Below are 26,725 nucleotides of genomic sequence, written 5' to 3'. Positions count from 1 at the left end.
TTTTTTTTCGAATTCGCTTTGCCGCCTTACGGGGGGCGGGGCGGAATGTTTCTCCCGAAACCAGGCATTTGTCGCGTCAGCGCCCCCGGGCTACCGGCAGGCGAATGCTGTGCTAACCGAGGATGAGAGAATGGCTGATATTACTGCTGCTCTGGTAAAAGAACTGCGCGAGCGCACTGGCGCTGGCATGATGGATTGCAAAAAATCACTGACCGAAGCCAACGGCGACATCGAGCTGGCGATCGAGAACATGCGTAAATCTGGCGCGATCAAAGCGGCGAAAAAAGCGGGCAACGTTGCTGCTGACGGCGTGATCAAAACCAAAATCGAAGGCAACTACGGCATCATTCTGGAAGTTAACTGCCAGACTGACTTCGTTGCTAAAGATGGTGGTTTCCAGGCGTTCGCTGACAAAGTGCTGGACGCGGCTGTTGCCGGTAAAATCACTGACGTCGAAGTGCTGAAAGCACAGTTCGAAGAAGAACGCGTTGCGCTGGTGGCTAAAATCGGCGAGAACATCAACATTCGTCGCGTGGCTTCTTTGGAAGGCGACGTGCTGGGCAGCTACCTGCACGGCGCGCGCATTGGCGTTCTGATCGCGGCTAAAAATGCTGACGAAGAGCTGGTTAAGCAGCTGGCTATGCACGTTGCGGCAAGCAAGCCAGAATTTGTTAAGCCAGAAGACGTTTCTGCTGAAGTGGTTGAGAAAGAGTTCCAGGTTCAGCTGGACATCGCCATGCAGTCTGGTAAGCCAAAAGAGATCGCTGAAAAAATGGTTGAAGGCCGCATGAAGAAATTCACCGGCGAAGTTTCTCTGACCGGTCAGCCTTTCGTGATGGATCCAGCCAAAACGGTTGGTCAGCTGCTGAAAGAAAAAAATGCAGACGTGACCAGCTTCATCCGCTTTGAAGTGGGTGAAGGTATTGAGAAAGCTGAAACCGATTTCGCAGCAGAAGTTGCTGCGATGTCCAAACAGTCTTAATGCCCGATAAGAACCGCCTTCCGGCGGTTCTTTTTTGTCTGCCACCGGCAGGCGCCGCTCATTTTCAGTCTCATCCCAATAGTATTTCTCCGGTCCTGAAGGGATGATAGTGCAGATTTAACTCCCCTTATCGACGATAGCTTCCAGGAAAAAACACCATGGCGACCAATGCAAAACCTGTATATCAACGTATCCTGCTGAAATTAAGCGGTGAAGCCCTGCAGGGTGCCGAAGGCTTCGGTATCGATGCAAGCGTGCTGGATCGTATGGCTCAGGAAGTCAAAGAGCTGGTAGAACTGGGCATTCAGGTAGGTGTGGTTATCGGCGGTGGTAATCTGTTCCGTGGCGCCGGACTGGCGCAGGCTGGAATGAATCGCGTTGTTGGCGACCATATGGGTATGCTGGCAACCGTGATGAACGGTCTGGCAATGCGCGATGCGCTGCACCGTGCCTATGTGAACGCCCGCCTGATGTCCGCTATCCCCCTGAATGGCGTGTGTGATAACTACAGCTGGGCAGAGGCCATCAGCCTGCTGCGCAATAACCGCGTGGTGATTTTCTCTGCCGGTACCGGTAACCCCTTCTTCACTACCGACTCGGCGGCCTGCCTGCGCGGTATCGAAATCGAAGCTGACGTGGTCCTGAAGGCGACGAAAGTTGATGGTGTTTACTCAGCCGATCCGGTTAAAAACCCCGACGCCACCCTGTACGATCAGATCAGCTACGCCGACGTGCTGGAGCGCGAGCTGAAGGTCATGGATCTGGCCGCCTTTACGCTGGCCCGCGACCATAAATTACCGATCCGCGTGTTCAATATGAACAAGCCTGGCGCATTGCGCCGCGTGGTAATGGGTGAAAAAGAAGGCACCCTGATCACGCAATAATATCCGTCGGCGTCGAGTTAGGGTATATTCTGCCCCCGTAGTGCACAGTTCGCGCTACACTCAGACGTAATGACTATTTTTAAACGGGTCCTGTTGTACAGGGCCTGCCTGGTAACCAGAATCCAAGGGTTCCAACGTGATTAACGAAATCAAAAAAGATGCAGAAACGCGCATGGACAAATGCGTAGAGGCATTCAAAAGCCACATCAGCAAAATCCGCACCGGCCGCGCGTCACCCAGCATTCTCGACGGCATTATGGTTGACTATTACGGCTCCTCCACGCCGCTTCGCCAGCTGGCCAGCGTCACGGTGGAAGACTCACGTACGCTGAAGATTAACGTGTTTGACCGTTCAATCAGCAGCGCCGTTGAAAAAGCGATTATGACCTCGGATTTGGGTCTTAACCCAAGCTCCGCGGGGACTGATATCCGCGTTCCGCTTCCAGCGCTGACCGAAGAGCGTCGTAAAGACCTGATCAAAGTGGTTCGTGGTGAAGCTGAACAGGGCCGCGTCTCCGTACGCAACGTCCGTCGTGATGCGAACGACAAAGTAAAAGCACTGCTGAAAGACAAAGAGATCAGTGAAGACGAAGAGCGTCGTTCACAGGATGATATTCAGAAAATGACCGACGTCTTCATCAAGAAAGTTGATGTTGCGCTGGCAGAAAAAGAAGCGGAGCTGATGGACTTCTGAGTTCGTCACGCGCCGATGAGACGCCGTACAGATTGCCGTTCTTTTGAGTGGTCAGTCTTACGGCGTTTTGCATTTATTCTCTTATCCGGCGAAGGCGGCAAGCAGGCCCATTTCGCCGTTCACTACGCAGAGCAACCTCATGAAGCAATTGACCATCCTCGGCTCGACCGGCTCTATCGGCACCAGTACGCTGGCGGTCGTCCGCGCGAATCCGCATCTGTTCTCCGTTAAGGCGCTGGTCGCCGGGCGCAACGTTGAGCGCATGGCTGAGCAGTGCCAGGCCTTCAGGCCCGCCTGGGCCGCCATGTCGGATGAACAGTCGGCCAGCGCTCTGCGGCAGCGTCTGAAAGAGCTGAACGTGGCGACCGAGGTGCTGAGCGGGGAGCAGGCGGCCTGCGATCTCGCCGCGCTTGATGAGGTTGACCAGGTGATGGCGGCCATCGTCGGGGCGGCAGGATTAATGCCCACTCTGGCCGCCATTCGCGCCGGAAAGCAGGTGCTGCTGGCCAATAAAGAGTCTCTGGTGACCTGCGGCCAGCTTTTTCTGGAGGCGGTCAGCGCCTCGAAGGCCCAGCTGCTTCCCGTCGATAGCGAGCATAACGCGATTTTTCAGAGTTTACCCGCTTCCCTCCAGCAGCAGTTAGGGTACGCTTCTCTCGAAGATAATGGCATTGATAGCATTATCCTGACGGGGTCGGGTGGCCCCTTTCGTGACGTGCCGTTGGCGACGTTAGCGCATATGACGCCGGACCAGGCCTGTGCGCATCCGAACTGGTCGATGGGGCGCAAGATCTCCGTTGACTCGGCCACCATGATGAACAAAGGTTTGGAATATATCGAAGCCCGCTGGCTGTTTAATGCGACTGATGCCCAGATGGAAGTGATCCTGCACCCGCAGTCGGTCATTCACTCCATGGTGCGCTATCGTGATGGCAGCGTGCTGGCTCAGCTGGGGTCCCCGGATATGCGCACGCCCATCGCTCACGTGATGGCCTGGCCGCAGCGCGTTCAGTCTGGCGCGACGCCGCTTGATTTTACGCGAATGGGGGCAATGACCTTTGCCGAGCCGGATTACGCACGCTATCCCTGTCTGAAGCTGGCGATTGATGCCTGCGAAGCAGGGCAGGCGGCCACCACGACGCTGAACGCCGCAAATGAAATTGCCGTAGCGGCATTTCTCGCCGGGCAGATCCGCTTTACCGATATTGCAGCGCTGAACACGACCGTACTGGAGACGCTCTCCTTTGCTGAGCCAGAGAGCGTTGAGGCGGTGCTGGAGATTGACCGGCAGGCGCGGGCAGCCGCATCGGCCAGCCTGGCTCGCTACGCGGTCGGTCGTTAATTCGCGGGCATGCTCCTGCCGCTATTTGTGGGGCGGGGGCGGAGATGGTATAGTCTTGGCCCGCTAATTAAAATCTGCGTTGCGGTAAAGCAGGCCGTGTAAGACACGGCTTTTTTGCGTCGGGCGGGTAAGATATTTCAGAAGCCACATGATTTCTGAGTAAAGGAAATAATTACGCGTTATGTCGTCCGAAAATCGAATAAACAGCGATGAACTGCTGGGGGAGAACCCCCGTCACGTGGCCATCATAATGGATGGCAATGGTCGCTGGGCTAAGAACCAGGGAAAACTGCGCATTTCGGGCCACAAAGCTGGCGTAAAATCCGTGCGTCGTGCCGTGAGTTTTGCCGTCAGCAGCAAGCTTAAAGCGCTTACGCTCTATGCATTCAGCAGTGAAAACTGGAACCGTCCACCGCAGGAAGTCATGGCGCTGATGGAGCTGTTTGTCTGGGCGCTGGACAGCGAAGTCAAAAGCCTGCATAAGCATAACGTCCGCCTGCGGATCATTGGTGACATCGGCCGGTTTAATGGCCGTCTGCAGGAGCGAATTCGCCGTGCAGAGGAACTTACTCAACAAAATGATGGACTCACTCTCAACATTGCCGCGAATTATGGTGGCCGTTGGGATATTATTCAGGGCGTCAGAAAAATCGCTGAGCAGGTGCAGGAAGGTCTGATTCGTCCAGACCAGATTGAGGAAGAAACCCTTAGCCCTCATCTTTGCCTTAACGAGCTGGTGCCGGTGGATTTAGTAATAAGGACAGGTGGAGAGCATCGGATTAGTAACTTTTTGCTGTGGCAGGTCGCCTACGCAGAGTTCTTTTTTACCGACGTCCTCTGGCCTGATTTTGATGAACAAGTTTTTGAAGGTGCACTGAATGCTTTTGCACAACGAGAGCGTCGCTTTGGCGGCGCAGCACCCGGCGGCGCCTGAGCGCACTGGGGGTAATCTTTGCTGAAGTCTCGCCTGATTACCGCGTTTATACTTATCCCAATTGTCATCGCCGCACTCTTTTTGCTGCCGCCACTGGGATTTGCGCTCATCACCCTGGTGGTATGTATGCTGGCCGCCTGGGAGTGGGGACAGTTCGCAGGCTTTGCCTCACGTTCCCAGCGCATCTGGCTGGCCGTGCTGTGCGGCTTGCTTCTCGCCTTCATGATGTTCACTCTTCCTGCCTATCAGCACTCTGTTCACCTTCCTCAGATTGCCGTTTCGCTATGGGCGGCGATGGTCTGGTGGGTGGTGGCGCTGGTGATGGTACTCCTGTACCCCGGCTCCGCCTCATTCTGGCGAACTTCCCGCCCGCTGCGCCTGCTGTTCGGGCTGCTGACCATCGTCCCGTTCTTTTGGGGCATGCTGACGCTACGCCAGTATCACTACGATGCCGACCATTTTGCGGGCGCCTGGTGGCTGCTGTATGTGATGCTGCTGGTCTGGGGAGCGGACTCCGGCGCCTATATGTTTGGCCGCCTGTTTGGCCGGCATAAGCTGGCGCCAAAGGTCTCCCCGGGTAAAACCTGGGAAGGCTTCCTGGGGGGGCTGGTGACGTCGCTGGTTATCGCCTGGCTATTCCGCCTGTGGACGCCGCTTAACGTACCGATCGTCACGCTGCTGAGCTGTACGGTGGTCGCCGCGCTGGCCTCGGTGCTGGGCGACCTGACAGAAAGCATGTTTAAGCGCGAAGCGGGCATTAAGGACAGTGGGAATCTGATCCCAGGCCACGGCGGCATCCTTGATCGTATTGATAGCCTCACGGCTGCCGTTCCGGTGTTCGCCTGCCTGCTGCTACTGGTCTTCGGGACCCTATAGGGACGTTATGCTAAGCATTCTATGGAGTTTGGGCGCATTTATCGTCGCGCTGGGCGTGCTAATTACCGTCCATGAGTTTGGTCACTTCTGGGTGGCGCGCCGCTGTGGCGTTCAGGTTGAACGCTTCTCCATAGGTTTTGGCAAAGCCCTCTGGCGGCGCCGGGATGCGCAGGGCACCGAATACGTTCTCGCCCTGATCCCGCTCGGCGGCTATGTGAAAATGCTCGATGAGCGCATTGAAAGCGTGCCGCCCGAGCTTCGCCATCGCACCTTCAATAACAAAACGGTTCTGCAACGCGCGGCGATTATCAGCGCGGGGCCCATCGCTAATTTCCTCTTTGCCATCTTTGCGTACTGGCTGGTTTTTATCATCGGCGTTCCCGGTGTGAAACCGGTAATTGGTGAGATAGTAAGCAATTCGCCGGTTGCTGAGGCCCAAATTACACCTGGAATGGAACTTAAAGCCGTTGACGGTATCGAAACGCCAGACTGGGATGCTGTGCGTATGGCACTGATATCTAAAATTGGCGACACGCAAATGACGTTAAGCGTGGCCCCTTTTGGCAGCACACAGATATCGGAAAAGCGGGTCGATCTGCGCAACTGGCAGTTCGAGCCAGACAGACAGGATCCGGTCACGTCACTGGGTATTCAGCCACGCGGCCCGCAGATTGAAACCGTTCTGGCTGAGGTACAGGCCAACTCGGCAGCAAGCAAGGCGGGTTTGCAAGCGGGCGACAGGATCGTTAAAGTCGATGGTCAACCGCTGGACCAGTGGCAACATTTTGCCGCGCTCATCCGGGATAATCCCGGTAAAGAGATGGCGGTAGAAGTGGAAAGACAGGGCGGTTCAGTGACGCTGACGCTGACCCCGGAAGCTAAACCGGGCAATAAAGCTCAGGGTTTTGCGGGCGTTATCCCGCGTATCGTCCCGCTTTCGGCCGAATACAAAACGGTGCGTCAGTATGGCCCGTTTGCCGCGACAGGTGAGGCCAGCGCAAAGACCTGGCAGCTAATGAAGCTGACGGTCAACATGCTGGGCAAGCTGATTGTAGGTGAAGTGAAGTTAAATAATCTCAGCGGGCCGATTTCAATCGCCCAGGGCGCTGGGATGTCGGCAGAATATGGTTTGATTTACTACCTGATGTTTCTCGCGTTGATTAGCGTTAACCTCGGTATTATCAATCTGTTCCCTCTGCCGGTACTAGATGGTGGACATTTGTTGTTCCTGGCGATCGAAAAGATCAAAGGTGGGCCGGTGTCTGAGCGAGTTCAGGACTTCAGCTATCGCATCGGCTCTGTATTGCTGGTGCTGTTAATGGGGCTTGCACTTTTCAATGATTTCTCGCGGTTATAGGCGTTCAGAAATAAGCGAGCGAAGGCCAGAAAAGACGAAACCCGGTGCAAAAGCGCGGTCAGCCAGACGCGCATGTTGAGCAAGGTTTCAAAGCAGGATGGCCGATGTGTAGCAATTTCTCCTCTAAGCGACGGGAACCAGTTAGGAAGAATGCATAACAACGATGGCGATGAAAAAGTTGCTCATAGCGTCGCTGCTGTTTAGCAGCGCCACCGTATACGCGGCAGACGGCTTCGTGGTGAAGGATATTCATTTCGAAGGCCTGCAGCGAGTCGCCGTCGGGGCGGCATTGCTCAGTATGCCTGTCCGCGTGGGAGACACCGTCTCCGATGATGATATCAGTAGCACTATTCGTGCCCTTTTTGCGACCGGGAACTTCGAGGATGTTCAGGTTCTGCGCGACGGCAATACGCTGATCGTTCAGGTTAAAGAGAGGCCAACGATTGCCAGTATCACCTTCTCCGGTAACAAAGCGGTGAAGGAAGATATGCTGAAGCAGAACCTTGAAGCCTCCGGCGTGCGGGTAGGGGAAGCCCTCGATCGCACCACCATCTCATCCATTGAGAAAGGGCTTGAGGATTTCTACTACAGCGTAGGTAAATACAGCGCAAGTGTGAAAGCCGTGGTCACGCCGCTTCCACGCAACCGCGTAGACCTGAAGCTGGTATTTACCGAAGGTGTGTCTGCCAAAATCCAACAGATCAACGTGGTCGGCAACAAAGCCTTCAGCTCGGAAGAGCTGATCTCGCGCTTTCAGCTCCGCGATGAGGTGCCATGGTGGAACGTCGTTGGCGATCGCAAATACCAGAAGCAAAAGCTGGCGGGCGACCTTGAGACCCTGCGCAGTTTTTATCTGGATCGCGGCTATGCCCGTTTCAATATCGACTCCACTCAGGTCAGCCTGACGCCGGATAAGAAAGGGATCTACATCACCATTAACATCACCGAAGGCGACCGCTACAAGCTGTCTGGCGTGGTGGTGAATGGCAGCATGGCAGGTCACTCAGCGGAAGTAGAAGCGCTGACCCGGATCAAACCTGGCGAGCTGTACAACGGTGCTAAAGTCACCAAAATGGAAGACGACATCAAGAAGATGCTCGGTCGTTACGGCTACGCCTACCCACGGGTGATGACGCAGCCAGAAATTAACGACGCGGATAAAACCGTTAAGCTGCACGTGAACGTCGATGCGGGCAACCGTTACTCCGTGCGCAAAGTCCGTTTTGAGGGCAACGATACCTCGAAAGATTCCGTCCTGCGCCGCGAAATGCGTCAGATGGAAGGCGCATGGCTGGGTAGCGATCTGGTTGAGCAGGGTAAAGAGCGTCTGAACCGTACCGGCTACTTTGAAACGGTCGAGACCGATACCCAGCGTGTACCGGGATCGCCCGATCAGGTCGACGTGGTATACAAGGTTAAAGAGCGCAACACCGGCACCCTGAACTTCGGCGTGGGCTACGGCACCGAGAGCGGCGTAAGTTTCCAGGTTGGCGTAACCCAGGAAAACTGGCTGGGTACCGGTAATACCGTTGGCATCAGCGGAACCAAGAACGATTACCAGACCTATGCGGAATTCTCACTGACCGATCCGTACTTTACGGTTGATGGCGTGAGCCTCGGCGGACGCGTTTTCTATAACGACTTTAAAGCTGACGATGCCGATCTGTCTGACTATACCAACAAGAGCTATGGTTTAGACGGTACGCTGGGCTTCCCGGTTAATGAAAACAATACGCTGCGCGTCGGTCTGGGCTATGTCCATAACGACCTGTCCAATATGCAGCCGCAGATTGCGATGTTCCGCTATCTGCGCTCGGTGGGTCAGAACCCGGATCTTTCCGGTCGTGCCGACTATTCTGCCGATGACTTCACCTTCAACTATGGCTGGACGTACAACGACCTTGACCGCGGATTCTTCCCAACGTCAGGTAACCGTACCAACCTGAACGGCAAGGTCACCATTCCGGGATCGGACAACGCCTTCTACAAGGCGACGCTGGATACGCAGCAGTACGTACCGCTGAACCAGGACCGCACCTGGGTGCTGTTAGGACGTGGACGCGTCGGCTATGCTGATGGACTGAATGGCAAAGAGATGCCGTTCTATGAAAACTTCTATGCCGGTGGTTCAAGCACCGTCCGTGGCTTCCGTTCCAACACCATTGGGCCGAAAGCGGCGTACTACAACAACAACTCGTCTACCTGCTCAGGCGCTGATGCCCTGTGTAGCTCTGATGATGCGGTGGGTGGTAACGCCATGGCAACGGCCAGCGCTGAGCTGATAACGCCTACGCCGTTCCTCAGCGAGAAGTACGCTAATTCGGTGCGTACCTCCCTGTTTGTGGACGCGGGTACGGTATGGGATACCAAGTGGGAAAACACCGCAGATACGCGTGCGGCGGGTATTCCTGACTACAGCGATCCGGGCAATATTCGAATGTCTGCAGGTCTGGCACTTCAGTGGATGTCCCCGCTGGGACCCCTGGTGTTCTCGTACGCGCAGCCATTCAAAAAGTATGATGGAGATAAAGCCGAGCAGTTCCAGTTTAACATTGGTAAGACCTGGTAATCTGGCTTGCACGGAAGCGATTAAAGTAGCGCGCTGTTCACCGGCAGCCCTCAGGGCTGCCTAAACGCGCAACACCTGTGTCGAAGACACAAACGTTGATGGTAAGGAGTTTATAGTGAAAAAGTTGTTGTGTGCCGCAGGCCTCTCTATCGCTCTGGCGGTTTCCGCTGGCGCCCAGGCTGCTGATAAAATCGCAGTGGTGAACGTTTCCAGCATTTTCCAACAGTTACCGGCGCGTGCGACAGTTGCGAAGCAGCTTGAAAATGAGTTTAAAGGCCGTGCAACCGAGCTACAGGGTATGGAACGCGATCTGCAAACTAAAATGCAGCGCCTCCAGCGTGACGGCTCTACCATGAAGGCCAGCGAACGCAGCCGCATGGAAAAAGACGTTATGGCACAGCGTGAAGCCTTCTCGACTAAAGCTCAGGCTTTTGAGCAGGACAACCGCCGTCGTCAGGCTGAAGAACGTAATAAAATCCTGAGCCGTATCCAGGATGCCGTGCAGAAAGTGGCCGATAAAGAAGGCTACGACGTTGTTATTGATGCAAACGCTGTTGCTTACGCAGGTAAATCCAAAGACATCACTGGTGATGTTCTGAAACAGGTTAAATAATCAATGTCTTCAATTCGACTGGCTGATTTAGCCCAGCAGTTGGATGCAGATTTGCACGGAGATGGCGATCTCGTCATCTCCGGCATTGCTTCTATGCAATCCGCCCAAACCGGTCAAATCACTTTCCTCTCTAACAGCCGTTACCGCGAGCAGCTCGCAGCCTGCCAGGCATCCGCCGTGGTGCTGACGGAAACGGATCTGGACTTTTTCAACGGCGCGGCGCTGGTGGTGAAAGATCCCTATCTGACCTATGCCCGCATGGCGCAGATCCTGGACACCACGCCTCAGCCGGCTCAGGATATCGCGCCCAGTGCGGTCATTGATGCCAGCGCTCAGCTTGGCAACAACGTCTCCGTCGGTGCGAATGCCGTGATTGAATCTGGCGTTGTCCTGGGCGAGGGTGCCGTTATCGGCCCCGGCTGCTTTATCGGCAAAAACACCCGCATTGGTGCCGGCTCACGACTCTGGGCCAATGTATCGGTCTACCACGACGTACAGATTGGTGAACGCTGTCTGATCCAGTCGGGGACGGTTATCGGTGCCGATGGTTTCGGTTATGCCAACGATCGCGGTAACTGGGTAAAAATCCCTCAGCTCGGTACCGTCATTATCGGCGACCGGGTAGAGATTGGTGCCTGCACCACTATCGATCGCGGTGCGTTGGATAACACTCAGATTGGGAATGGTGTTATCATTGATAACCAGTGCCAGATTGCGCACAACGTTATGATTGGCGACAATACCGCTGTTGCGGGTGGCGTAATCATGGCGGGCAGCCTGAAAATTGGCCGTTACTGCATGATCGGCGGTGCAAGCGTAATTAATGGTCATATGGAAATTTGTGACAAAGTTACGGTCACCGGAATGGGAATGGTCATGCGACCAATCACCCAACCTGGGGTATACTCCTCCGGGATTCCACTGCAACCCAATAAAACCTGGCGCAAAACGGCAGCGCTGGTGATGAATATTGATGAAATCAGCAAACGTCTGAAATCCATCGAACGCAAGGTCAACAAAGACTAAGCGGCTTATTGCCGGCTCAGGTCCAGCTTTCACTATCAATTTGGTCCGGCGCTACTGCGTCAAATCAGAAAGATATAAAAAAAAATGTTAAGCATGGAAAGCCTGGCGCACGGAAACTGATTCGCGGCCTGCGTATGATCTGAGGATCTTTGCAGGCCGTGTTATTGATGCCATCAGAATTTTTTTTAGGACAGGAAGAGTATTTTGACTACTGAAACTCATACTCTGAAAATTGAAGAGATTATTGAACTGCTGCCGCACCGCTATCCGTTTCTGCTGGTCGATCGCGTACTTGACTTTGAAGAGCACAAGTTCCTGCGCGCAGTGAAGAACGTATCGGTTAACGAACCGTTTTTCCAGGGCCATTTCCCTGGTAAACCGATTTTCCCTGGCGTGCTGATTTTAGAAGCCATGGCTCAGGCGACCGGTATTCTGGCTTTTAAAAGCGTCGGTAAGCTTGAACCGGGCGAGCTGTACTATTTTGCCGGTATTGACGAGGCGCGCTTCAAGCGTCCGGTCGTGCCAGGCGATCAGATGATCATGGAAGTCACCTTCGAGAAAACACGTCGTGGTCTGACCCGCTTTAAGGGCGTGGCGACCGTTGACGGCAAAATTGTCTGCGAAGCAACGATGATGTGTGCCCGCAGCCGGGAGGCGTAATTCGTGATTGATGAAAGCGCAGTTATCCATCCCTCTTCGATTATTGAAGAGGGGGCCGTCATCGGCGCCCGCGTTAATATTGGTCCCTTCTGCTTTATTGGGGCTAACGTGGAGATTGGAGAAGGTACCGTTCTTAAGTCGCATGTGGTGGTCAATGGACACACCCGTATTGGCAAAGACAATACCCTCTATCAGTTCGCCACCGTCGGTGAAGCTAACCAGGACCTGAAGTATGCCGGTGAGCCTACTCGCGTTGAGGTGGGCGATCGCAACAGCATTCGTGAGAGCGTGACAATCCATCGCGGTACAACACAGGCTGACGGCGTGACGCGTGTCGGCAGTGACAACCTGCTGATGGTCAATGCTCACATTGCTCACGACTGCGTGATTGGCGATCGCTGTATTTTAGCGAATAACGCGACCCTTGGCGGCCATGTTACGGTGGATGACTTTGCCATTATCGGTGGGATGACTGCGGTTCATCAGTTCTGCATTATCGGTGCCCACGCGATGGTGGGCGGCTGCTCCGGCGTTGCGCAGGACGTACCGCCGTTTGTGATTGCCCAGGGCAACCACGCCACGCCGTTTGGTATCAACCTGGTGGGGCTACAACGCCGTGGCTTCAGTAAAGAAGGGCTGCACGCGATTCGTAATGCCTACAAAATTCTTTATCGCAGCGGTAAAACGCTGGATGAGGCGAAGCCTGAGATTGCCGACATCGCGCGTGAGCATCCTGAAGTCCAGCCGTTTTACGACTTCTTTGCCCGCTCGACGCGAGGTCTGATTCGTTAACTCATGCCCCAGCCATTAACGATTGCCCTTGTCGCCGGAGAAACTTCCGGCGATATTCTTGGTGCTGGTTTAATCCGCGCACTAAAACAGACGCACCCGGATACCCGTTTTGTCGGGGTGGCCGGGCCGCTGATGCAGGCCGAAGGGTGCGAAGCCTGGTACGAAATGGAAGAGCTGTCGGTGATGGGCATCGTCGAGGTGGTGGAACGTCTGCCGCGTCTGCTGAAAATTCGCCGCGACCTTACCCGGCGTTTTAGCGAGCTAAAGCCGGACGTCTTTGTCGGTATTGATGCACCTGACTTTAATATCACCCTTGAGGGGCGACTCAAAGCGCGCGGGATCCGCACCATTCATTACGTCAGCCCTTCCGTCTGGGCCTGGCGGCAAAAGCGCGTTTTCAAAATTGGCCGCTCAACCGATATGGTGCTGGCCTTCCTGCCGTTTGAAAAAGCGTTTTACGACCGTTTCAATGTACCCTGCCGGTTTATTGGTCATACTATGGCTGATGCCATGCCGCTTCAGCCCGATAAGCTCGCGGCGCGACGAGCGCTGGGTATCGCCGAAGGGGCTCGCTGTCTGGCCCTGCTGCCCGGCAGCCGCAATGCAGAAGTTGAGATGCTGAGCGCCGACTTCCTGCGAACGGCAGTGATACTGCGAAACAAATGGCCCGATCTTGAAATCGTGGTGCCGCTGGTGAATCCGCGGCGTCGCGAGCAGTTTGAAAAAATTAAGGCCGAGGTTGCGCCCGACCTGCCGATGCTTCTGCTGGACGGGCAGGGGCGGCAGGCAATGATCGCCAGCGATGCGGCACTGCTGGCTTCTGGCACCGCCGCGCTGGAGTGTATGCTGGCAAAATGCCCGATGGTGGTGGGCTATCGTATGAAGCCGTTCACTTTCTGGCTGGCGAAGCGCCTGGTGAAAACCGACTACGTTTCGCTGCCGAATCTGCTGGCAGGACGCGAGCTGGTCAAAGAGCTGTTGCAGGAAGAGTGTCAGCCCGAGCTTCTGGCGGCGGCGCTGGCACCGCTGCTGGCGGAAGGTGAAACCCGTCAGCAGCTGCTGGCAACCTTTGCGGATCTGCACCAGCAAATCCGCTGGAATGCCGACGAACAGGCTGCCTCGGCCGTACTGGAGCTGTGCCCATGAGTGATTTTATCTACCCGCTGGCGACCTGTATTGCCGGCGTGGACGAAGTGGGGCGCGGGCCGCTGGTGGGCGCGGTGGTCACCGCCGCCGTAATCCTCGATCCGGCGCGGCCCATTATCGGACTGGCTGACTCAAAAAAATTATCAGAAAAGCGCCGTCTGGCGCTCTTTGATGAAATCTGTGAGAAAGCGCTGAGCTGGAGCCTGGGACGGGCAGAGCCGCAGGAGATCGACGAGCTCAATATTTTGCACGCCACGATGCTGGCGATGCAGCGCGCGGTGGCCGGGCTGCATATCACGCCTGATTATGTGCTGATTGACGGCAACCGCTGTCCGGCGCTGGCGATGCCCTCACTGGCCGTCGTGAAAGGTGACAGCCTGGTGCAGGAGATTAGCGCCGCCTCGATAGTCGCTAAGGTAACGCGCGACCGCGAAATGGCCGAGCTGCATCTGCAATTTCCCGAGTACGGATTTGCGCAGCATAAGGGCTACCCAACGGCGCTGCATCTTGAGAAACTACGCCAAAACGGTGCCACGCCCCATCACCGCCGCAGTTTTGCCCCGGTGAGAAATGTGCTGCTGGACGCCGACGTGGCGGCATCTGCCGGACGCGTGCGTTAATTTCTACTCCTTAGCTTTTGATGGGATCAACTATGGCCGAACCTCGTTTTATTCATTTACGCGTTCACAGCGACTACTCCATGATCGATGGCATAGTCAAAACGGCCCCGTTAGTGAAAAAGGCGGCGTCACTCGGCATGCCCGCGCTGGGTATCACCGATTTCACCAATCTATGTGGCCTGGTGAAGTTCTACGGCACGGCACACGGGCAGGGCGTTAAGCCGATCATCGGCGCCGACTTCAACGTCGCCAGCGAGGCGATGGGCGACGAACTGTCACACCTCACCGTCCTGGCCGCCAACAATACCGGCTACCAAAACCTCACCCTGCTTATCTCCCGTGCCTACCAGCGCGGCTATGGTGCTGCCGGTCCGGTCATCGACCGGGACTGGCTGATCGAGCTGGGTGAAGGATTACTTCTTCTTTCCGGCGGGCGTCGCGGCGACGTAGGCAAAATGCTGCTGCGCGGTAACCATGTGCAGGCCGCCGACTGTCTGGCGTTTTACCAGCAGCATTTCCCGGACAGCTATTACCTGGAGCTGATCCGCACCGGCCGGCCGGACGAGGAGAGCTATCTCCACGCGGCCGTTGAGCTGGCGATTGCCCAGGGCATTCCCGTTGTCGCCACCAATGAAGTCTGTTTCCTCGAGGCAGAGGACTTCGACGCGCACGAAATCCGCGTCGCCATCCATGATGGCTTTACCCTGGACGACCCCAAGCGCCCGCGAAACTACAGCCCTCAGCAATACTTACGCACCAGCGAGGAGATGTGCGAGCTGTTCTCGGACATTCCTGAAGCGCTGGAAAACAGCGTGGAAATTGCTAAGCGCTGTAACGTCACCATCCGCCTGGGTGAATATTTCCTGCCGCAGTTTCCGACGGGGGAGATGACCACCGAAGACTTCCTGGTGATGAAGTCCCGTGAGGGCCTGGAAGAGCGACTGACTTTCCTGTTCCCCGATCCTGAGGTTCGCGCAGAGAAGCGCCCTGACTACGACGAGCGCCTTGAGATCGAGCTGAACGTTATTAACCAGATGGGTTTCCCCGGCTACTTTTTGATCGTAATGGAGTTTATCCAGTGGTCAAAAGACAATGACGTGCCGGTGGGGCCGGGGCGTGGCTCCGGTGCAGGCTCGCTGGTTGCCTACGCGCTGAAAATCACCGATCTCGATCCGCTTGAGTTTGACCTGCTGTTCGAGCGCTTCCTTAATCCCGAACGCGTGTCGATGCCCGACTTTGACGTCGATTTCTGCATGGAAAAGCGCGACCTGGTGATTGAGCACGTCGCCGAAATGTACGGGCGCAAGGCGGTATCGCAGATTATCACCTTCGGTACGATGGCCGCGAAAGCGGTTATTCGTGATGTGGGGCGCGTGCTGGGCCACCCCTACGGCTTCGTGGATCGTATTTCCAAGCTGGTGCCGCCCGATCCGGGCATGACGCTGGAAAAAGCCTTTGCCGCCGAACCTCAGCTGCCGGAAATCTACGAGGCGGATGAAGAGGTCAAAGCGCTGATCGATATGGCGCGCAAGCTGGAAGGGGTGACGCGAAACGCCGGTAAGCACGCCGGTGGCGTGGTGATTGCGCCGACGCAAATTACCGATTTTGCGCCGCTCTACTGCGATGAGAACGGCAACCATCCGGTTACCCAGTTCGACAAAAATGACGTTGAGTACGCGGGTCTGGTGAAGTTCGACTTCCTGGGACTGCGCACGCTGACCATTATCGACTGGGCGCTGGAGATGATTAATGCCCGGCGTAAGAAGCAGGGTGAGCCGCCGATAGATATTGCGGCTATTCCGCTTGAAGATAAGAAAAGTTTCGATATGCTGCAGCGCTCGGAAACCACGGCGGTTTTCCAGCTTGAATCTCGCGGCATGAAAGACCTGATTAAGCGCCTTAAGCCGGACTGCTTTGAGGATATGATCGCGCTGGTGGCCCTTTTCCGTCCCGGCCCACTCCAGTCAGGCATGGTAGATAACTTTATTGACCGTAAGCACGGGCGTGAGGCTATCTCTTATCCTGACATCCAGTGGCAGCATGAATCGCTCAAGCCCGTGCTGGAGCCGACCTATGGCATCATCCTCTATCAGGAACAGGTGATGCAGATAGCCCAGGTGCTGGCAGGCTACAGCCTGGGCGGCGCGGATATGCTGCGCCGTGCGATGGGTAAAAAGAACCCGGAGGAGATGGCTAAACAGCGCGGCGGCTTTGAAGACGGCGCGAAAGCGCGCGGTATCGACGGCGAGCTGGCGATCAAAATCTTCGACCTGGTGGAAAAGTTCGCGGGTTACGGCTTTAACAAATCGCACTCCGCCGCCTATGCGCTGGTCTCCTATCAGACGCTGTGGCTAAAAGCCCACTATCCGGCCGAGTTTATGGCGGCGGTAATGACCGCCGATATGGACAACACCGAGAAAGTCGTCGGGCTGGTGGATGAGTGCTGGCGCATGGGTCTCAAGGTGCTGCCGCCGGATATCAACTCCGGCCTGTATCAGTTTCACGTCAACGATGACGGCGAGATCGTTTATGGCATTGGCGCGATCAAAGGCGTCGGCGAAGGCCCCATTGAAGCAATTATTGAAGCGCGTAACAAAGACGGCTATTTCCGTGAGCTGTTTGACCTCTGCGCTCGCACCGACACGAAAAAGCTGAATCGCCGGGTGCTGGAAAAGTTGATTATGTCGGGCGCGTTTGACCGGCTCGGTCCGCACCGTGCCGCGCTGATGAGCGCGCTGGGCGATGCGCTAAAGGCTGCGGATCAGCATGCGAAGGCAGAAGCGATTGGTCAGGCNGCGAGACGCTTGGGCTTTACTTAACCGGGCACCCGATCAATCAGTATCTGAAAGAGATTGAGCGTTACGTAGGCGGAATGCGCCTGAAAGACATGCATCCGACCGACCGTGGCAAAATGACCATGGCCGTCGGTCTGGTGGTGGCGGCCCGCGTGATGGTAACAAAGCGCGGTAACCGGATAGGCATCTGTACGCTGGACGATCGTTCCGGTCGGCTGGAAGTGATGTTGTTTACAGATGCACTCGAAAGGTTTCAGCACTTGCTGGAAAAAGACCGTATTCTGATCGTCAGCGGACAGGTCAGCTTTGATGACTTTAGCGGGGGGCTTAAAATGACCGCCCGCGAGGTGATGGACATTGATGAAGCCCGCGAAAAATATGCACGCGGGCTTGCTATCTCGCTGACGGACAGGCAAATTGATGACCAGCTTTTGAACCGTCTCCGTCAATCCCTGGAACCCCATCGTTCGGGGACCATTCCGGTACATCTCTACTATCAAAGAGAGGATGCGCGGGCGAAGCTGCGCTTTGGCGCAGCGTGGCGCGTGTCGCCCAGCGATCGTTTATTAAATGAATTGCGATCGCTGATAGGGTCGGAGCAGGTGGAACTGGAGTTTGACTAAAACAGGATTATTATGAGTCTTAATTACCTGGATTTCGAACAGCCAATCGCAGAGCTTGAAGCGAAAATTGATTCGCTCAAGTCGGTTGGCCGTCAGGATGAAAAACTGGATATCAATCTGGATGAAGAGATACAGCGCCTGCGCGAAAAAAGCGTCGAGCTGACACGTAAAATCTTCTCCGATTTAGGGGCATGGCAGGTTGCGCAGCTGGCTCGCCACCCTTTACGTCCTTATACGCTGGACTATGTTCGCAATGCCTTTACTGACTTTGACGAACTGGCAGGCGATCGCGCCTATGCGGATGACAAAGCCATCGTGGGGGGGATTGCCCGCCTCGACGGGCGTCCGGTGATGATCATTGGTCATCAGAAAGGGCGTGAAACGAAAGAGAAAATTCGGCGTAACTTCGGTATGCCAGCCCCTGAGGGTTACCGTAAAGCGCTGCGCCTGATGGAGATGGCCGAGCGTTTTAATATGCCGATTATCACCTTCATCGACACGCCGGGCGCTTACCCGGGCGTCGGCGCAGAAGAGCGCGGACAGAGTGAGGCCATTGCGCGCAACCTGCGTGAAATGTCTGGCCTGACCGTGCCGGTTATCTGCACCGTTATCGGTGAAGGCGGCTCCGGCGGCGCCCTGGCGATTGGCGTGGGTGACAAGGTTAATATGCTGCAATACAGCACCTACTCGGTTATTTCGCCGGAAGGCTGCGCCTCGATTCTGTGGAAAAGCGCAGATAAAGCGCCGCTGGCCGCCGACGCGATGGGGATCATTGCCCCGCGTCTGAAAGAGCTGAAGCTGATTGACAGCGTGATACCTGAGCCGCTGGGTGGGGCGCACCGCAATCCGCTCGCTATCGGTGAATCGCTTAAGGCTCAGCTGCTGGAAGATCTGGCAGAACTTGATGAGCTGAGCAAAGACGAGCTGCTGGACCGCCGCTACCAGCGTCTGATGAGCTACGGCTACGCCTGATCCCGCGATCCGATGCGGTCAGCGCTTCTCTGACTGCATCGATTGTCCGGCAGCCTGATTTTGGGCTGGATTGGTATCAGCAGGGCGCAACGTGATTTAGGGCGGGATCGTTACCCCTCAGCGTCAGGATAATTTCTGGCTACGTCTGACCGGGTACGGACGCCGGGCGATACTGGGTGTTAAAAAAGAATCAGGCTGTCGTTAAGGCGGGTTTGAACCAGCGTACTGCACCGGAGATATTTCGGTGACGGGGACCTGGCTTAAGCCCGCCTTTCACCTGCTACTGCTCTCTTCTCCCTGTGCTACCGCGCTATTAGCTACCTTTCACCTAATAACTGATTTAATCTGCGCTTTTATCCAGTATCACCCGCCACGCCTCACGGGGCAGGACAGAAAAACCTCTTATTTTCAGCCCGTCAGCGAGAGCATGATTGCGGCGATCGCCGGTCACTTCGGCCAGCCCAACGCGCAGCGCCGCCACGCTTTCCGCCGGTATGGCAGGGGAGGCAATCAGCGGCAGGCCAGGTACGCTGGCGGTCTGACCGACGATCTTTAGCCCGCTTAGCTCACCGGCGAAATCCTCACTCAGCAGCGCCCAGCTCACGCAGTCGATTGCGGCAATATCTGCTTCCCGGTTTCGTAGCATAGCCAGAGAACGGCGGTGGCTCCCTGATGCCTGTACCCTGCTAAAAAAAGCTGAGCCTCCGGTTAGCCTCATTAGAGCGTGCCAGCCTGAGTACGACTCCTGGCTGTTACAGGCCAGGATACGTCCGCGAAAATCCCGCAGTTCACGTCCCGCTTCCTCCTTACGCACGACTATCCAGCTACGATAATTCGCGCCCTCGCAGCCCGGCGCAGCATAGTGAAATGCACCTATGACCTGTACCTGTGGCAGTGCCGTCATAAGGGGATAGCCGCAGGTCTGACTCAGCAGCAAATCGCTGCGCTGCCAGTGGGGGAGCAGCTCATCAGGCCAGCTCAGGGCACACGGTAGCGGGATAGCAGGCGTGGCGGCCCTCAGGCGCTGCCAGAAAGCGTCCAGTTTCTCAGGACGGAAGGGATACATCGGCAGTGAGGCTATCATTGTTATTCCTTACGCGCAGTGCGTGGCGAAAGAGGATCATAACCAAGGATAGCGCAGAGGAAGGGAGAGCCGCCTTCTCGGGGTTCGAGGGCCAATGGAACGAAAATGTACGCTAAGAAAATAAGCGTTTGATTGTAAATTATTTTTAATCCCCCAAAGATAATAGGCTTGATGATATGTGAAATGAAAACTCACTTAAGGCGGCACTGTTGCATAGATCTGGCGATGGTAAACTGATGCCACTGTTTAGTTGAAGGAGCAGCACATGAACCCATTCAAAGGTCGGCATTTTGAGCGTCATATTNCTGTTTAGTTGAAGGAGCAGCACATGAACCCATTCAAAGGTCGGCATTTTGAGCGTCATATTATCCTGTGGGCCGTCCGCTGGTACTGCAAATATGGCATCAGTTTACCGTCGCCAGATCTTTGCAACAGTGCCATATCGTTAACCACACGTACCATCATAATATCGCGCTGTTAATTATTTATTTGCATGATTTTGATATCAAACCTGCTGCAGTCTTTGACGGTGCACAGGCCGCTGAACCACAGCTCTCCCTGCGGGCCGACCATCACACCCGTACTGTTGACGAACAGGCCTGCATACGTCTGATGCAGAATGATGTTAACCAGCCTGTCAGTGAACACGCTGTCGTATGCCTTAACAAATGCATGGCTGTCAGCAATATCAGTTGCTTTATGGCTGACGGTGACAGTAATGGGGTAGTCGACCATCGCAGCAACGCTTTTTTTATCCTTTTCTTTAACCGCTTTCTGCAGCTGATTCAGAAACTGATGGTATTGTCCGTGCGAATCAGCTCCCATCAGGGTATCCAGCCGGGCATCTGTTTCTCTATCGCTGCCGGCAAATACCGTGGTGGATACACACAATGTTAACAGAAGAGCGACTGATGATTTTTTAATCATATTATTCCTGTCCGAACGGAGCGGCTTCTTCAAATCTTCTTTTGTAAAGCGGGGCTAAAATTTTGGGGTTACCTACTTTGCGGCCTTTAGCGTCATGTTTAAAAACATAAATGTACTGTAGCATCTTATCGCGTACCGCTTTCATGTCGCCACGATCGGCCGCTTCCATCACGGCCGACGGATCGGACACGTTGTAAATGAACGAAACCAGTCCGTCAAACTGGGCTTGGGTCAGACGATGGTGGTGTACTTTACGGCGAATATACCGTTCGACTTTATGTTCATGCTTTGCCAGCGCCGTGTTTATATCGCTGGCAGTCACGGGCCTTTTCAGCTCTTCGTCGGTACATACGCCAAAATGAGCCAGCGTACCAACCCCCCAGGTACAGTTTCCTGAATGGGGCCCCAAATCGTTGTAATAGCGGTAAACCACGCCTTCGCGTATCCGTAACTGACCATATCTTGCCGTACTGAAAGACAGTGAGTCGTTAACGCCTGCCATTAGCCTTTTTATTTCCGTGGGGTATTTTCATAACGAAATTGTACCATTAATGGCTAATAAAATTAATGCGCCATGTCCGAAGGGCGCATTGCTCCTCCTGTCGGATACTGCTGTTAATGCTGGCGTAGAGGTTTGACGCTCAGCGGAACAGTTTCACACGTTAAGGGATTTTTGTTTTATAAATCAAAATATAATAGATATTTACTTCACTAACGTACGTTTTCGTTCCATTGGCCTTCANAGCGGAACAGTTTCACACGTTAAGGGATTTTTGTTTTATAAATCAAAATATAATAGATATTTACTTCACTAACGTACGTTTTCGTTCCATTGGCCTTCAGACCCCTTCTCAGGCGCGATCTTAGCGGCTGTGAACGGATGTGGGCCACTGATACCCGGGCGTTAACCCGAAAATAAGCTGGCCCTTTTTGGCGTTTAATGTCGCCGTCAGCCGCGCTGAGTGTAACCGGATATTACGCTACCTGTACGGATATCAATTAGCGATATTAATGGTTTTCATCGCGTCTGGTGGATGCCTCGGCAAAAGCGGTACTAATAAGGGTAGTCTGCTAATTGTTAAGTGATTTAGCTTAATTCGTTTAATTGGTGTTAAGTTTATGATGAAAGCTGTTTATGGACTTTCCCTTACATTTCATGGAGGTTTACTGTCGGCTCAGCGGTGGTGCCGCTTCGGTGCATAGGTAATTCTATTAGTTGCGTTTACGGGCATAACGCAACCGTTGTTTAAGCCCCTACACAAGGAAGCTAAAAATGAATCCAATCACCCGTCGCAGTTTTGTCGCATTTGCCGCCGGTGGCACGGTCGCGCTGGCCGCAGGCAAAGTCCATGCTCACGATGGCACCGTCAACGCTCAACCCTGGACCGGCCAGATGGGCGGCAGCGATCCTGGTCCCAACGATCCCATCCGCCAGGCAGAAAATCCGGATATTGTTAATCCGCCAGCGACCGACAGCGGCACTCTGCCAAATCTGCGCTTCTCCTTTAGCGATTCGCACGTACGCAAAGGGACCGGCGGCTGGACGCGACAGATAACCGAGCGTGAACTGGGGATATCTAAAAGCATCGCCGGGGTGAATATGCGCCTGAACAGCGGCGGCATCCGCGAACTTCACTGGCATAAGGAAGGCGAGTGGGCCTACATGCTCTACGGCAAAGCGCGTATTACCGCTCTGGACACCGAGGGTCACTGGTTTGTGGACGATGTCGGCGTGGGCGATCTGTGGTATTTCCCCCCCGGCGTTCCCCATTCTATTCAGGGGCTGGGCCCGGACGGCTGTGAGTTCCTGCTCGCCTTTGACAATGGCGGCTTTGATGAAGACAGCACATTCCTGCTCAGTGACTGGTTTAAGCATGTCCCTCCCGAGGTGCTGGCAAAGAACTTCGGTGTCCCGGTTGAAACGTTCAGCAAGCTGCCGTCCCCTGCGGATGAATACATTTTTGCCGCCCAGGTACCCGGCCCGCTCAGCGGAGATGCCATCGCTGGCGCAACGCGTTCCAGCACCGCGTTCAGTCACCGAATGATGGCGCAGCAGCCCATTACGCTAAAGGGAGGCACGGTACGTATCACCGACTCCTCGGTGTTCAACGTATCGAAAACCATCGCGGCGGCGCTGGTTGAACTGGAACCCGGTGCCATGCGTGAACTCCACTGGCATCCGAATACCGATGAGTGGCAGTACTATCTTGAAGGGGAGGGAAGAATGGGCGTTTTTGCGTCGTCCGGCCAGGCCCGCACCTATGATTTCCGGGCGGGGGATGTTGGGTACGTACCGTTCGCCATGGGCCACTATGTCGAAAACACCGGCACGAAACCGCTGCGCTTTCTCGAACTGTTCAAAAGCAGCTACTACGCGGATATTTCTCTTAACCAGTGGCTTGCTTCAACCCCACCGGCACTGGTAAAACAGCATCTGCATCTGGACGACACCTTTATGCAGGCGCTGGATAAAACCAAAAAGCCCGTCGTGGAATAGGCTTGCCCACAGGCAGGCGCGCTGCGCGTCTGCCTGAATGCCGGGGCGAATTGCGTCTGCTGATTGTGGGCGCGTATCGTTTCTGCCTCCAGTGTGTCATCCCTCTGTCATCTTTTAGCAGTAGCCTGGCCTGCGGCAAGGTATCCCTCATCTTAAAAAAAGGAACTGCAATGCGCATTCGTTACTCACTGCTGGCTGTTGCCCTGGCGGTCAGCCCGCTGACCCAGGCCAAAACGACAACCCTGACCCTGGACCACCTGCGTGCTATCGCCGATATGACCACCCCCGGCAGTGAAAATACGCAGTTTGTCGCCCTTGAGTCGGCTATCCAGCAATCGCTGATTGGGGCGCTAAAAGGTGACGCCAGCACGCTCACGCGTGACCAGCTTGAAAAGGTAAAGCAGGGCAAAACGCTGGCGGATAAAACGTGGCTGAAGGAAAGCGGTTATGACTTTGCGAAAAAGGAGAATCAGCAGGCGGGCATTGTGCTACTGAGCGCGTTCCCGGCCCTGCCGAAAAGTACCCTCGCCGCCAGCCTGCAAACGGTTGAAGAGGTTAACCTCAACGCAACTGCCAGTTTGCGCCATCAGGCGCTGGTGGATGCAGAAGGGCAGGATCACCTGTTCTTTCTGGCCGATGCGCTGGGACCGAAGCTGGGGCAGGCCTTTCTTTCCGCCTATAAAAAAGGTGAGCTGAATAAGGCGGCTGCGCTTATTAAAGCCAGCGAGGTCAGCACCAGTGCGGCGAAAAAAGAGTTTGGCAATCCGCGTCCGTTTCTGATCCCCGGAAATACCATTCACCTTGTGCCGGATACGGTGATAGTGAAAGACAATAAGCCCTATAGCGCGAGTGAGGGGTCTTATCCCAGCGGGCATACCAATACCGCCTATACCGATGCCCTGCTGTTGGGGGAGATGCTGCCGGAGCGTTTTGTGCCGCTGATGGATCGCGCGGCCCGCTACAGCTATTCCCGAATGGTGCTGGGCGTACATTATCCCATCGATCTGATTGGCTCACGCATGGTGGCCCAGCGCAACGTGGCGCATTATCTTAACGACGCGACGTATCAGGCGCTTTTCGTGCAGGCAAAGCAGCAGCTGCGGAGTGCGCTGGAAAAAGAGTGTGGTACCACGCTTGCGATCTGTGCAAAGCCGGCCGGGGCCGCCGACCCTTATACTCAGCCCTCGCTGCGGCAGTTTTACCGTTTCAGCATGACCTGGAACCTGCCACGCGAGCGGGTGAAGCCATCGCCCGTTGTGGTGCCGGCGGGTGCAGAAGTGCTGCTGGAAGGGCCTCTGCCACACCTGAGCGCGGCTCAGCGTCGTCAGCTGATGGTTTCAACGGCGCTGGCTGGCGGCTACCCGCTATCGGGAACCACGCCGGAACAGAACTTCTGGCAGCGGCTTAACCTGCCCGATGCCGTCAGTGCGGCGCAGTAATACCCGGCTTTCTGAAAACAAAAACCCACGCAAGGTGGGTTTTACCGTTACCGATACCGCTAACCGGCCGCGCGCAACGGCGCGCCGCAAAAATCAGGCCTGGGGCGCGTTGCTGCTGCTCATTTTCATCAGATCTTTATCGACAAAGAACAGACCTTCGCCGCTGTCGCTCACCAGCGCCAGCTTGTCCAGAACGGATTTAAACAGCTTCTCTTCTTCGTGCTGCTCGGAGACATACCACTGCAGGAAGTTGAAGGTGGAGTAGTCCTGCGTGGTCATAGCGGCATGGACCAGCTCGTTAATTTTTGAGGTGATCAGCTGCTCATGCTCGTAAGCCTGTTGCAGCACATCATTCAGGGAGTTGAAGGTGACCGGCGGGGCAACGATAGTGCCCAGCACAGGCATGGCACCGGTATCGCTCAGATAGTTGAACAGGCGCTGCATATGCTGCATCTCTTCCACTGAATGGTCGCGCAGGAATGCGGCTGCGCCTTCAAATCCTTTATCGGCTGACCAGGCGCTCATCTGTAAATAGAGGTTGGCAGAATAGAATTCAAGGTTTAACTGATCGTTCAGTTTTGCAGTCATATCGGCAGTCAGCATGGTGGCTCCATTAGCAAAAGAAGGGGTGAATCGGTAACAGGTGAATTGAGCGCATTATGCACGGGTGTTGCCGAAATAAAAACCGTTAGTTTTATTTTTTACCCTTTTTAGGAGTATTGATAACCTTATGATAGTTAACTGATAATTATTATCGCCCAGCTGTGAATAATTCCATTTTGTGAATGGGTCTGATAATTATTCTTATTGCGAACCTGGAGGGGAAATAATATCAGTTACCCATGTCAGCAATGGGGCAACGGCTTATTTTAAAGGGAGAAAGTGTATTTCCCCCTTCGTCAGCAGGCAGGATCAGGAGGCTGCGATCAGGCGGTCAAGAATCGCCTGAGCCGTAGTGACATCGGTCACCAGCGCGTTAATCATTTTAGCGCGAACGGCACCGATAATCCCGGCAGCCTTCTCCGGCGTGGCCGCGACGCCAATCGACAACGGCGTGTTGCGCAGCTGCTCCGGTGAGGCCGCAATCATCCGCGTTTCCCCCTCCCAGTGCAGTATGTCTCCGCTTTCAGTCACATAGTGGCGCAGGACATCCCCGGCCGCCTGACTGAGCGCCTGTTCGTCCGGCGTCGCCGTGGAGCTTTCCGCCGGATGGTGGGCGTGGGTAAGGCCTACGCCGACAATGGCGACGTCGAGCCTGTCCCACAGCGATGTAATTTGCTGGACGCCGGGGTCGCGCAGAAACGCGTCACGAAGGGAGGATGAAGAGATATAGGGCGCATGCAGAAAATGCGGCGTCCCACCCATCTGTCCTGCCGCCTGGCGAACAAATTCATTAATTTGAAAATGGGCTTCCGCCTGCTGCATCCCGCCGTTCAGCGCAACCGTCAGCACGCCGGGAAGGCGAGGCAGTCCGGCCAGCGTCACCTCGCGCACGGCACGTCCCCAGCCAATGCCGACCACCGAACCGGCAACCACACCGGCCTGCGTCAGCAAACCGGCCAGCGGCGTACTCAGCGAACCCAGTACGTTAGCGGGCGGCGCATCCACCACGGCGGCGCGCTTCAGGCCCAGCTCCTGAATCAGCCTGGCAGTTAAATCCTCAGATGAGGTCAACTCGATAACCTCAATCCTGACGATCCCCGCTGCTTTTGCCTTCGTCAGCAGGCGCGAAATGGTGGCGGTAGACACCCCCAGCTTCTTAGCAATATCGACCTGTGCCATATCGGACTGATAGTGCAGTTTGGCCACCATATGCATCATCGCTCGCGTGGTCGCGGCGTCTTGTAAAAGAGGTTCTTTCAGCTTGTAATTCCTTTCTGCAATGTATTACAC

At 55.2% G+C, this 26,725-nt stretch carries 22 protein-coding genes and 2 pseudogenes; 19 read left to right on the top strand and 5 right to left on the bottom strand.

Translation table 11 applies throughout. From position 1 onward, the window contains the following. The first annotated feature begins 130 nt into the window (after positions 1-130). The 16 genes and pseudogenes from tsf to accA all read left to right on the top strand — a co-directional run bounded on the left by tsf (position 131) and on the right by accA (position 18,885). A complete protein-coding gene (gene tsf / locus A1830_RS13075) occupies positions 131-982 on the top strand; it encodes a translation elongation factor Ts (RefSeq protein ID WP_067706563.1) in 852 nt (283 codons plus the stop codon). Positions 983-1,140: 158 nt separating this feature from the next. Continuing rightward, positions 1,141-1,866, top strand: a complete 726-nt coding sequence (gene pyrH / locus A1830_RS13070; RefSeq protein WP_067706559.1) for a UMP kinase — start codon at positions 1,141-1,143, stop codon at positions 1,864-1,866. A gap of 136 nt (positions 1,867-2,002) precedes the next feature. Beyond that, a complete protein-coding gene (gene frr / locus A1830_RS13065) occupies positions 2,003-2,560 on the top strand; it encodes a ribosome recycling factor (protein WP_067706556.1) in 558 nt (185 codons plus the stop codon). A gap of 139 nt (positions 2,561-2,699) precedes the next feature. After that, on the top strand, positions 2,700-3,902 hold the full coding sequence (ispC, locus tag A1830_RS13060) for a 1-deoxy-D-xylulose-5-phosphate reductoisomerase (protein WP_067706552.1): 1,203 nt from the start codon (positions 2,700-2,702) through the stop codon (positions 3,900-3,902). 181 nt (positions 3,903-4,083) lie between these two features. Then, positions 4,084-4,836 (top strand): (2E,6E)-farnesyl-diphosphate-specific ditrans,polycis-undecaprenyl-diphosphate synthase, encoded by a 753-nt coding sequence (gene ispU / locus A1830_RS13055; RefSeq protein ID WP_067706548.1) that lies wholly within the window; start codon positions 4,084-4,086, stop codon positions 4,834-4,836. An 18-nt stretch (positions 4,837-4,854) separates the two neighbouring features. Then, the gene (cdsA, locus tag A1830_RS13050) at positions 4,855-5,712 is read left to right on the top strand and encodes a phosphatidate cytidylyltransferase (protein ID WP_067706544.1); all 858 of its coding nucleotides are present in this window, start codon (positions 4,855-4,857) and stop codon (positions 5,710-5,712) included. Between the two features lie 7 nt (positions 5,713-5,719). Beyond that, the gene (rseP, locus tag A1830_RS13045; protein WP_067706541.1) at positions 5,720-7,069 is read left to right on the top strand and encodes a sigma E protease regulator RseP; all 1,350 of its coding nucleotides are present in this window, start codon (positions 5,720-5,722) and stop codon (positions 7,067-7,069) included. 163 nt (positions 7,070-7,232) lie between these two features. Further along, positions 7,233-9,638, top strand: coding sequence for an outer membrane protein assembly factor BamA (gene bamA, locus A1830_RS13040; RefSeq protein ID WP_067706538.1), 2,406 nt, complete (start codon positions 7,233-7,235; stop codon positions 9,636-9,638). Positions 9,639-9,753: 115 nt separating this feature from the next. Further along, a complete protein-coding gene (gene skp / locus A1830_RS13035) occupies positions 9,754-10,251 on the top strand; it encodes a molecular chaperone Skp (RefSeq protein WP_067706535.1) in 498 nt (165 codons plus the stop codon). Positions 10,252-10,254: 3 nt separating this feature from the next. After that, the gene (lpxD, locus tag A1830_RS13030; protein WP_067706532.1) at positions 10,255-11,277 is read left to right on the top strand and encodes a UDP-3-O-(3-hydroxymyristoyl)glucosamine N-acyltransferase; all 1,023 of its coding nucleotides are present in this window, start codon (positions 10,255-10,257) and stop codon (positions 11,275-11,277) included. A gap of 204 nt (positions 11,278-11,481) precedes the next feature. Continuing rightward, the gene (gene fabZ / locus A1830_RS13025; protein ID WP_067706528.1) at positions 11,482-11,937 is read left to right on the top strand and encodes a 3-hydroxyacyl-ACP dehydratase FabZ; all 456 of its coding nucleotides are present in this window, start codon (positions 11,482-11,484) and stop codon (positions 11,935-11,937) included. A 3-nt stretch (positions 11,938-11,940) separates the two neighbouring features. After that, positions 11,941-12,729, top strand: coding sequence for an acyl-ACP--UDP-N-acetylglucosamine O-acyltransferase (gene lpxA, locus A1830_RS13020; RefSeq protein ID WP_067706525.1), 789 nt, complete (start codon positions 11,941-11,943; stop codon positions 12,727-12,729). A gap of 3 nt (positions 12,730-12,732) precedes the next feature. After that, complete coding sequence (gene lpxB / locus A1830_RS13015; protein WP_067706522.1) at positions 12,733-13,875, top strand: lipid-A-disaccharide synthase; 1,143 nt, start codon at positions 12,733-12,735, stop codon at positions 13,873-13,875. Next, positions 13,872-14,495 (top strand): ribonuclease HII, encoded by a 624-nt coding sequence (gene rnhB / locus A1830_RS13010; RefSeq protein WP_067706519.1) that lies wholly within the window; start codon positions 13,872-13,874, stop codon positions 14,493-14,495. Before lpxB ends, rnhB begins: the two co-directional genes overlap by 4 nt. A gap of 32 nt (positions 14,496-14,527) precedes the next feature. Beyond that, positions 14,528-17,913 (top strand): annotated as a pseudogene (gene dnaE / locus A1830_RS13005) (DNA polymerase III subunit alpha). A gap of 12 nt (positions 17,914-17,925) precedes the next feature. Beyond that, a complete protein-coding gene (gene accA / locus A1830_RS13000; protein WP_067706516.1) occupies positions 17,926-18,885 on the top strand; it encodes an acetyl-CoA carboxylase carboxyl transferase subunit alpha in 960 nt (319 codons plus the stop codon). Positions 18,886-19,225: 340 nt separating this feature from the next. Here the strand turns inward: accA and A1830_RS12995 are convergent, their stop codons facing one another. Beyond that, positions 19,226-19,969, bottom strand: coding sequence for a phosphate/phosphite/phosphonate ABC transporter substrate-binding protein (locus A1830_RS12995; protein WP_067706513.1), 744 nt, complete (start codon positions 19,967-19,969; stop codon positions 19,226-19,228). Between the two features lie 328 nt (positions 19,970-20,297). Here A1830_RS12995 and A1830_RS22660 point away from each other — a divergent pair. After that, positions 20,298-20,378 (top strand): annotated as a pseudogene (locus tag A1830_RS22660) (IS6 family transposase); the annotation flags it as partial. A 68-nt stretch (positions 20,379-20,446) separates the two neighbouring features. On the opposite strand, the gene A1830_RS12990 reads toward A1830_RS22660, so the two are convergent. Together A1830_RS12990 and A1830_RS12985 are read right to left on the bottom strand one after the other, a co-directional pair. Beyond that, a complete protein-coding gene (locus tag A1830_RS12990) occupies positions 20,447-20,794 on the bottom strand; it encodes a hypothetical protein (RefSeq protein ID WP_156484998.1) in 348 nt (115 codons plus the stop codon). A 103-nt stretch (positions 20,795-20,897) separates the two neighbouring features. Beyond that, on the bottom strand, positions 20,898-21,398 hold the full coding sequence (locus A1830_RS12985) for a lysozyme (protein WP_067706507.1): 501 nt from the start codon (positions 21,396-21,398) through the stop codon (positions 20,898-20,900). Positions 21,399-22,169: 771 nt separating this feature from the next. Here A1830_RS12985 and A1830_RS12980 point away from each other — a divergent pair. Then, positions 22,170-23,393, top strand: coding sequence for an oxalate decarboxylase family bicupin (locus A1830_RS12980; protein ID WP_067706504.1), 1,224 nt, complete (start codon positions 22,170-22,172; stop codon positions 23,391-23,393). Between the two features lie 170 nt (positions 23,394-23,563). Continuing rightward, positions 23,564-24,832, top strand: a complete 1,269-nt coding sequence (locus A1830_RS12975; protein ID WP_067706501.1) for an acid phosphatase — start codon at positions 23,564-23,566, stop codon at positions 24,830-24,832. Between the two features lie 93 nt (positions 24,833-24,925). On the opposite strand, the gene ftnA is transcribed toward A1830_RS12975, so the two are convergent. Both ftnA and A1830_RS12965 read right to left on the bottom strand, forming a co-directional pair. Then, positions 24,926-25,435: a non-heme ferritin gene (gene ftnA / locus A1830_RS12970; RefSeq protein ID WP_067706498.1), complete on the bottom strand. Its 510-nt coding sequence runs from the start codon at positions 25,433-25,435 to the stop codon at positions 24,926-24,928. A 309-nt stretch (positions 25,436-25,744) separates the two neighbouring features. Beyond that, positions 25,745-26,644, bottom strand: coding sequence for a sugar-binding transcriptional regulator (locus A1830_RS12965; protein WP_067706911.1), 900 nt, complete (start codon positions 26,642-26,644; stop codon positions 25,745-25,747). Positions 26,645-26,725: the final 81 nt, after the last annotated feature.

Source organism: Erwinia sp. ErVv1 (assembly GCF_900068895.1).
Classification (GTDB): Bacteria; Pseudomonadota; Gammaproteobacteria; order Enterobacterales; family Enterobacteriaceae; genus Erwinia.
The sequence above is the reverse complement of the archived record's forward strand: the minus strand, read 5'-3'. Positions and strand labels throughout refer to the sequence as shown.

Excerpts from the sequence above, each read along its gene's own strand:
- tsf (WP_067706563.1), top strand. The coding sequence starts at position 131 with ATGGCTGATATTACTGCTGCTCTGGTAAAAGAACTGCGCGAGCGCACT.
- pyrH (WP_067706559.1), top strand. The coding sequence starts at position 1,141 with ATGGCGACCAATGCAAAACCTGTATATCAACGTATCCTGCTGAAATTA.
- ispC (WP_067706552.1), top strand. The coding sequence starts at position 2,700 with ATGAAGCAATTGACCATCCTCGGCTCGACCGGCTCTATCGGCACCAGT.
- ispU (WP_067706548.1), top strand. The coding sequence starts at position 4,084 with ATGTCGTCCGAAAATCGAATAAACAGCGATGAACTGCTGGGGGAGAAC.
- rseP (WP_067706541.1), top strand. The coding sequence starts at position 5,720 with ATGCTAAGCATTCTATGGAGTTTGGGCGCATTTATCGTCGCGCTGGGC.
- bamA (WP_067706538.1), top strand. The coding sequence starts at position 7,233 with ATGGCGATGAAAAAGTTGCTCATAGCGTCGCTGCTGTTTAGCAGCGCC.
- lpxD (WP_067706532.1), top strand. The coding sequence starts at position 10,255 with ATGTCTTCAATTCGACTGGCTGATTTAGCCCAGCAGTTGGATGCAGAT.
- lpxB (WP_067706522.1), top strand. The coding sequence starts at position 12,733 with ATGCCCCAGCCATTAACGATTGCCCTTGTCGCCGGAGAAACTTCCGGC.
- rnhB (WP_067706519.1), top strand. The coding sequence starts at position 13,872 with ATGAGTGATTTTATCTACCCGCTGGCGACCTGTATTGCCGGCGTGGAC.
- accA (WP_067706516.1), top strand. The coding sequence starts at position 17,926 with ATGAGTCTTAATTACCTGGATTTCGAACAGCCAATCGCAGAGCTTGAA.
- A1830_RS12995 (WP_067706513.1), bottom strand. The coding sequence starts at position 19,969 with ATGATAGCCTCACTGCCGATGTATCCCTTCCGTCCTGAGAAACTGGAC.
- A1830_RS12990 (WP_156484998.1), bottom strand. The coding sequence starts at position 20,794 with ATGGGAGCTGATTCGCACGGACAATACCATCAGTTTCTGAATCAGCTG.
- A1830_RS12985 (WP_067706507.1), bottom strand. The coding sequence starts at position 21,398 with ATGGCAGGCGTTAACGACTCACTGTCTTTCAGTACGGCAAGATATGGT.
- A1830_RS12980 (WP_067706504.1), top strand. The coding sequence starts at position 22,170 with ATGAATCCAATCACCCGTCGCAGTTTTGTCGCATTTGCCGCCGGTGGC.
- A1830_RS12975 (WP_067706501.1), top strand. The coding sequence starts at position 23,564 with ATGCGCATTCGTTACTCACTGCTGGCTGTTGCCCTGGCGGTCAGCCCG.
- ftnA (WP_067706498.1), bottom strand. The coding sequence starts at position 25,435 with ATGCTGACTGCCGATATGACTGCAAAACTGAACGATCAGTTAAACCTT.
- A1830_RS12965 (WP_067706911.1), bottom strand. The coding sequence starts at position 26,644 with ATGGTGGCCAAACTGCACTATCAGTCCGATATGGCACAGGTCGATATT.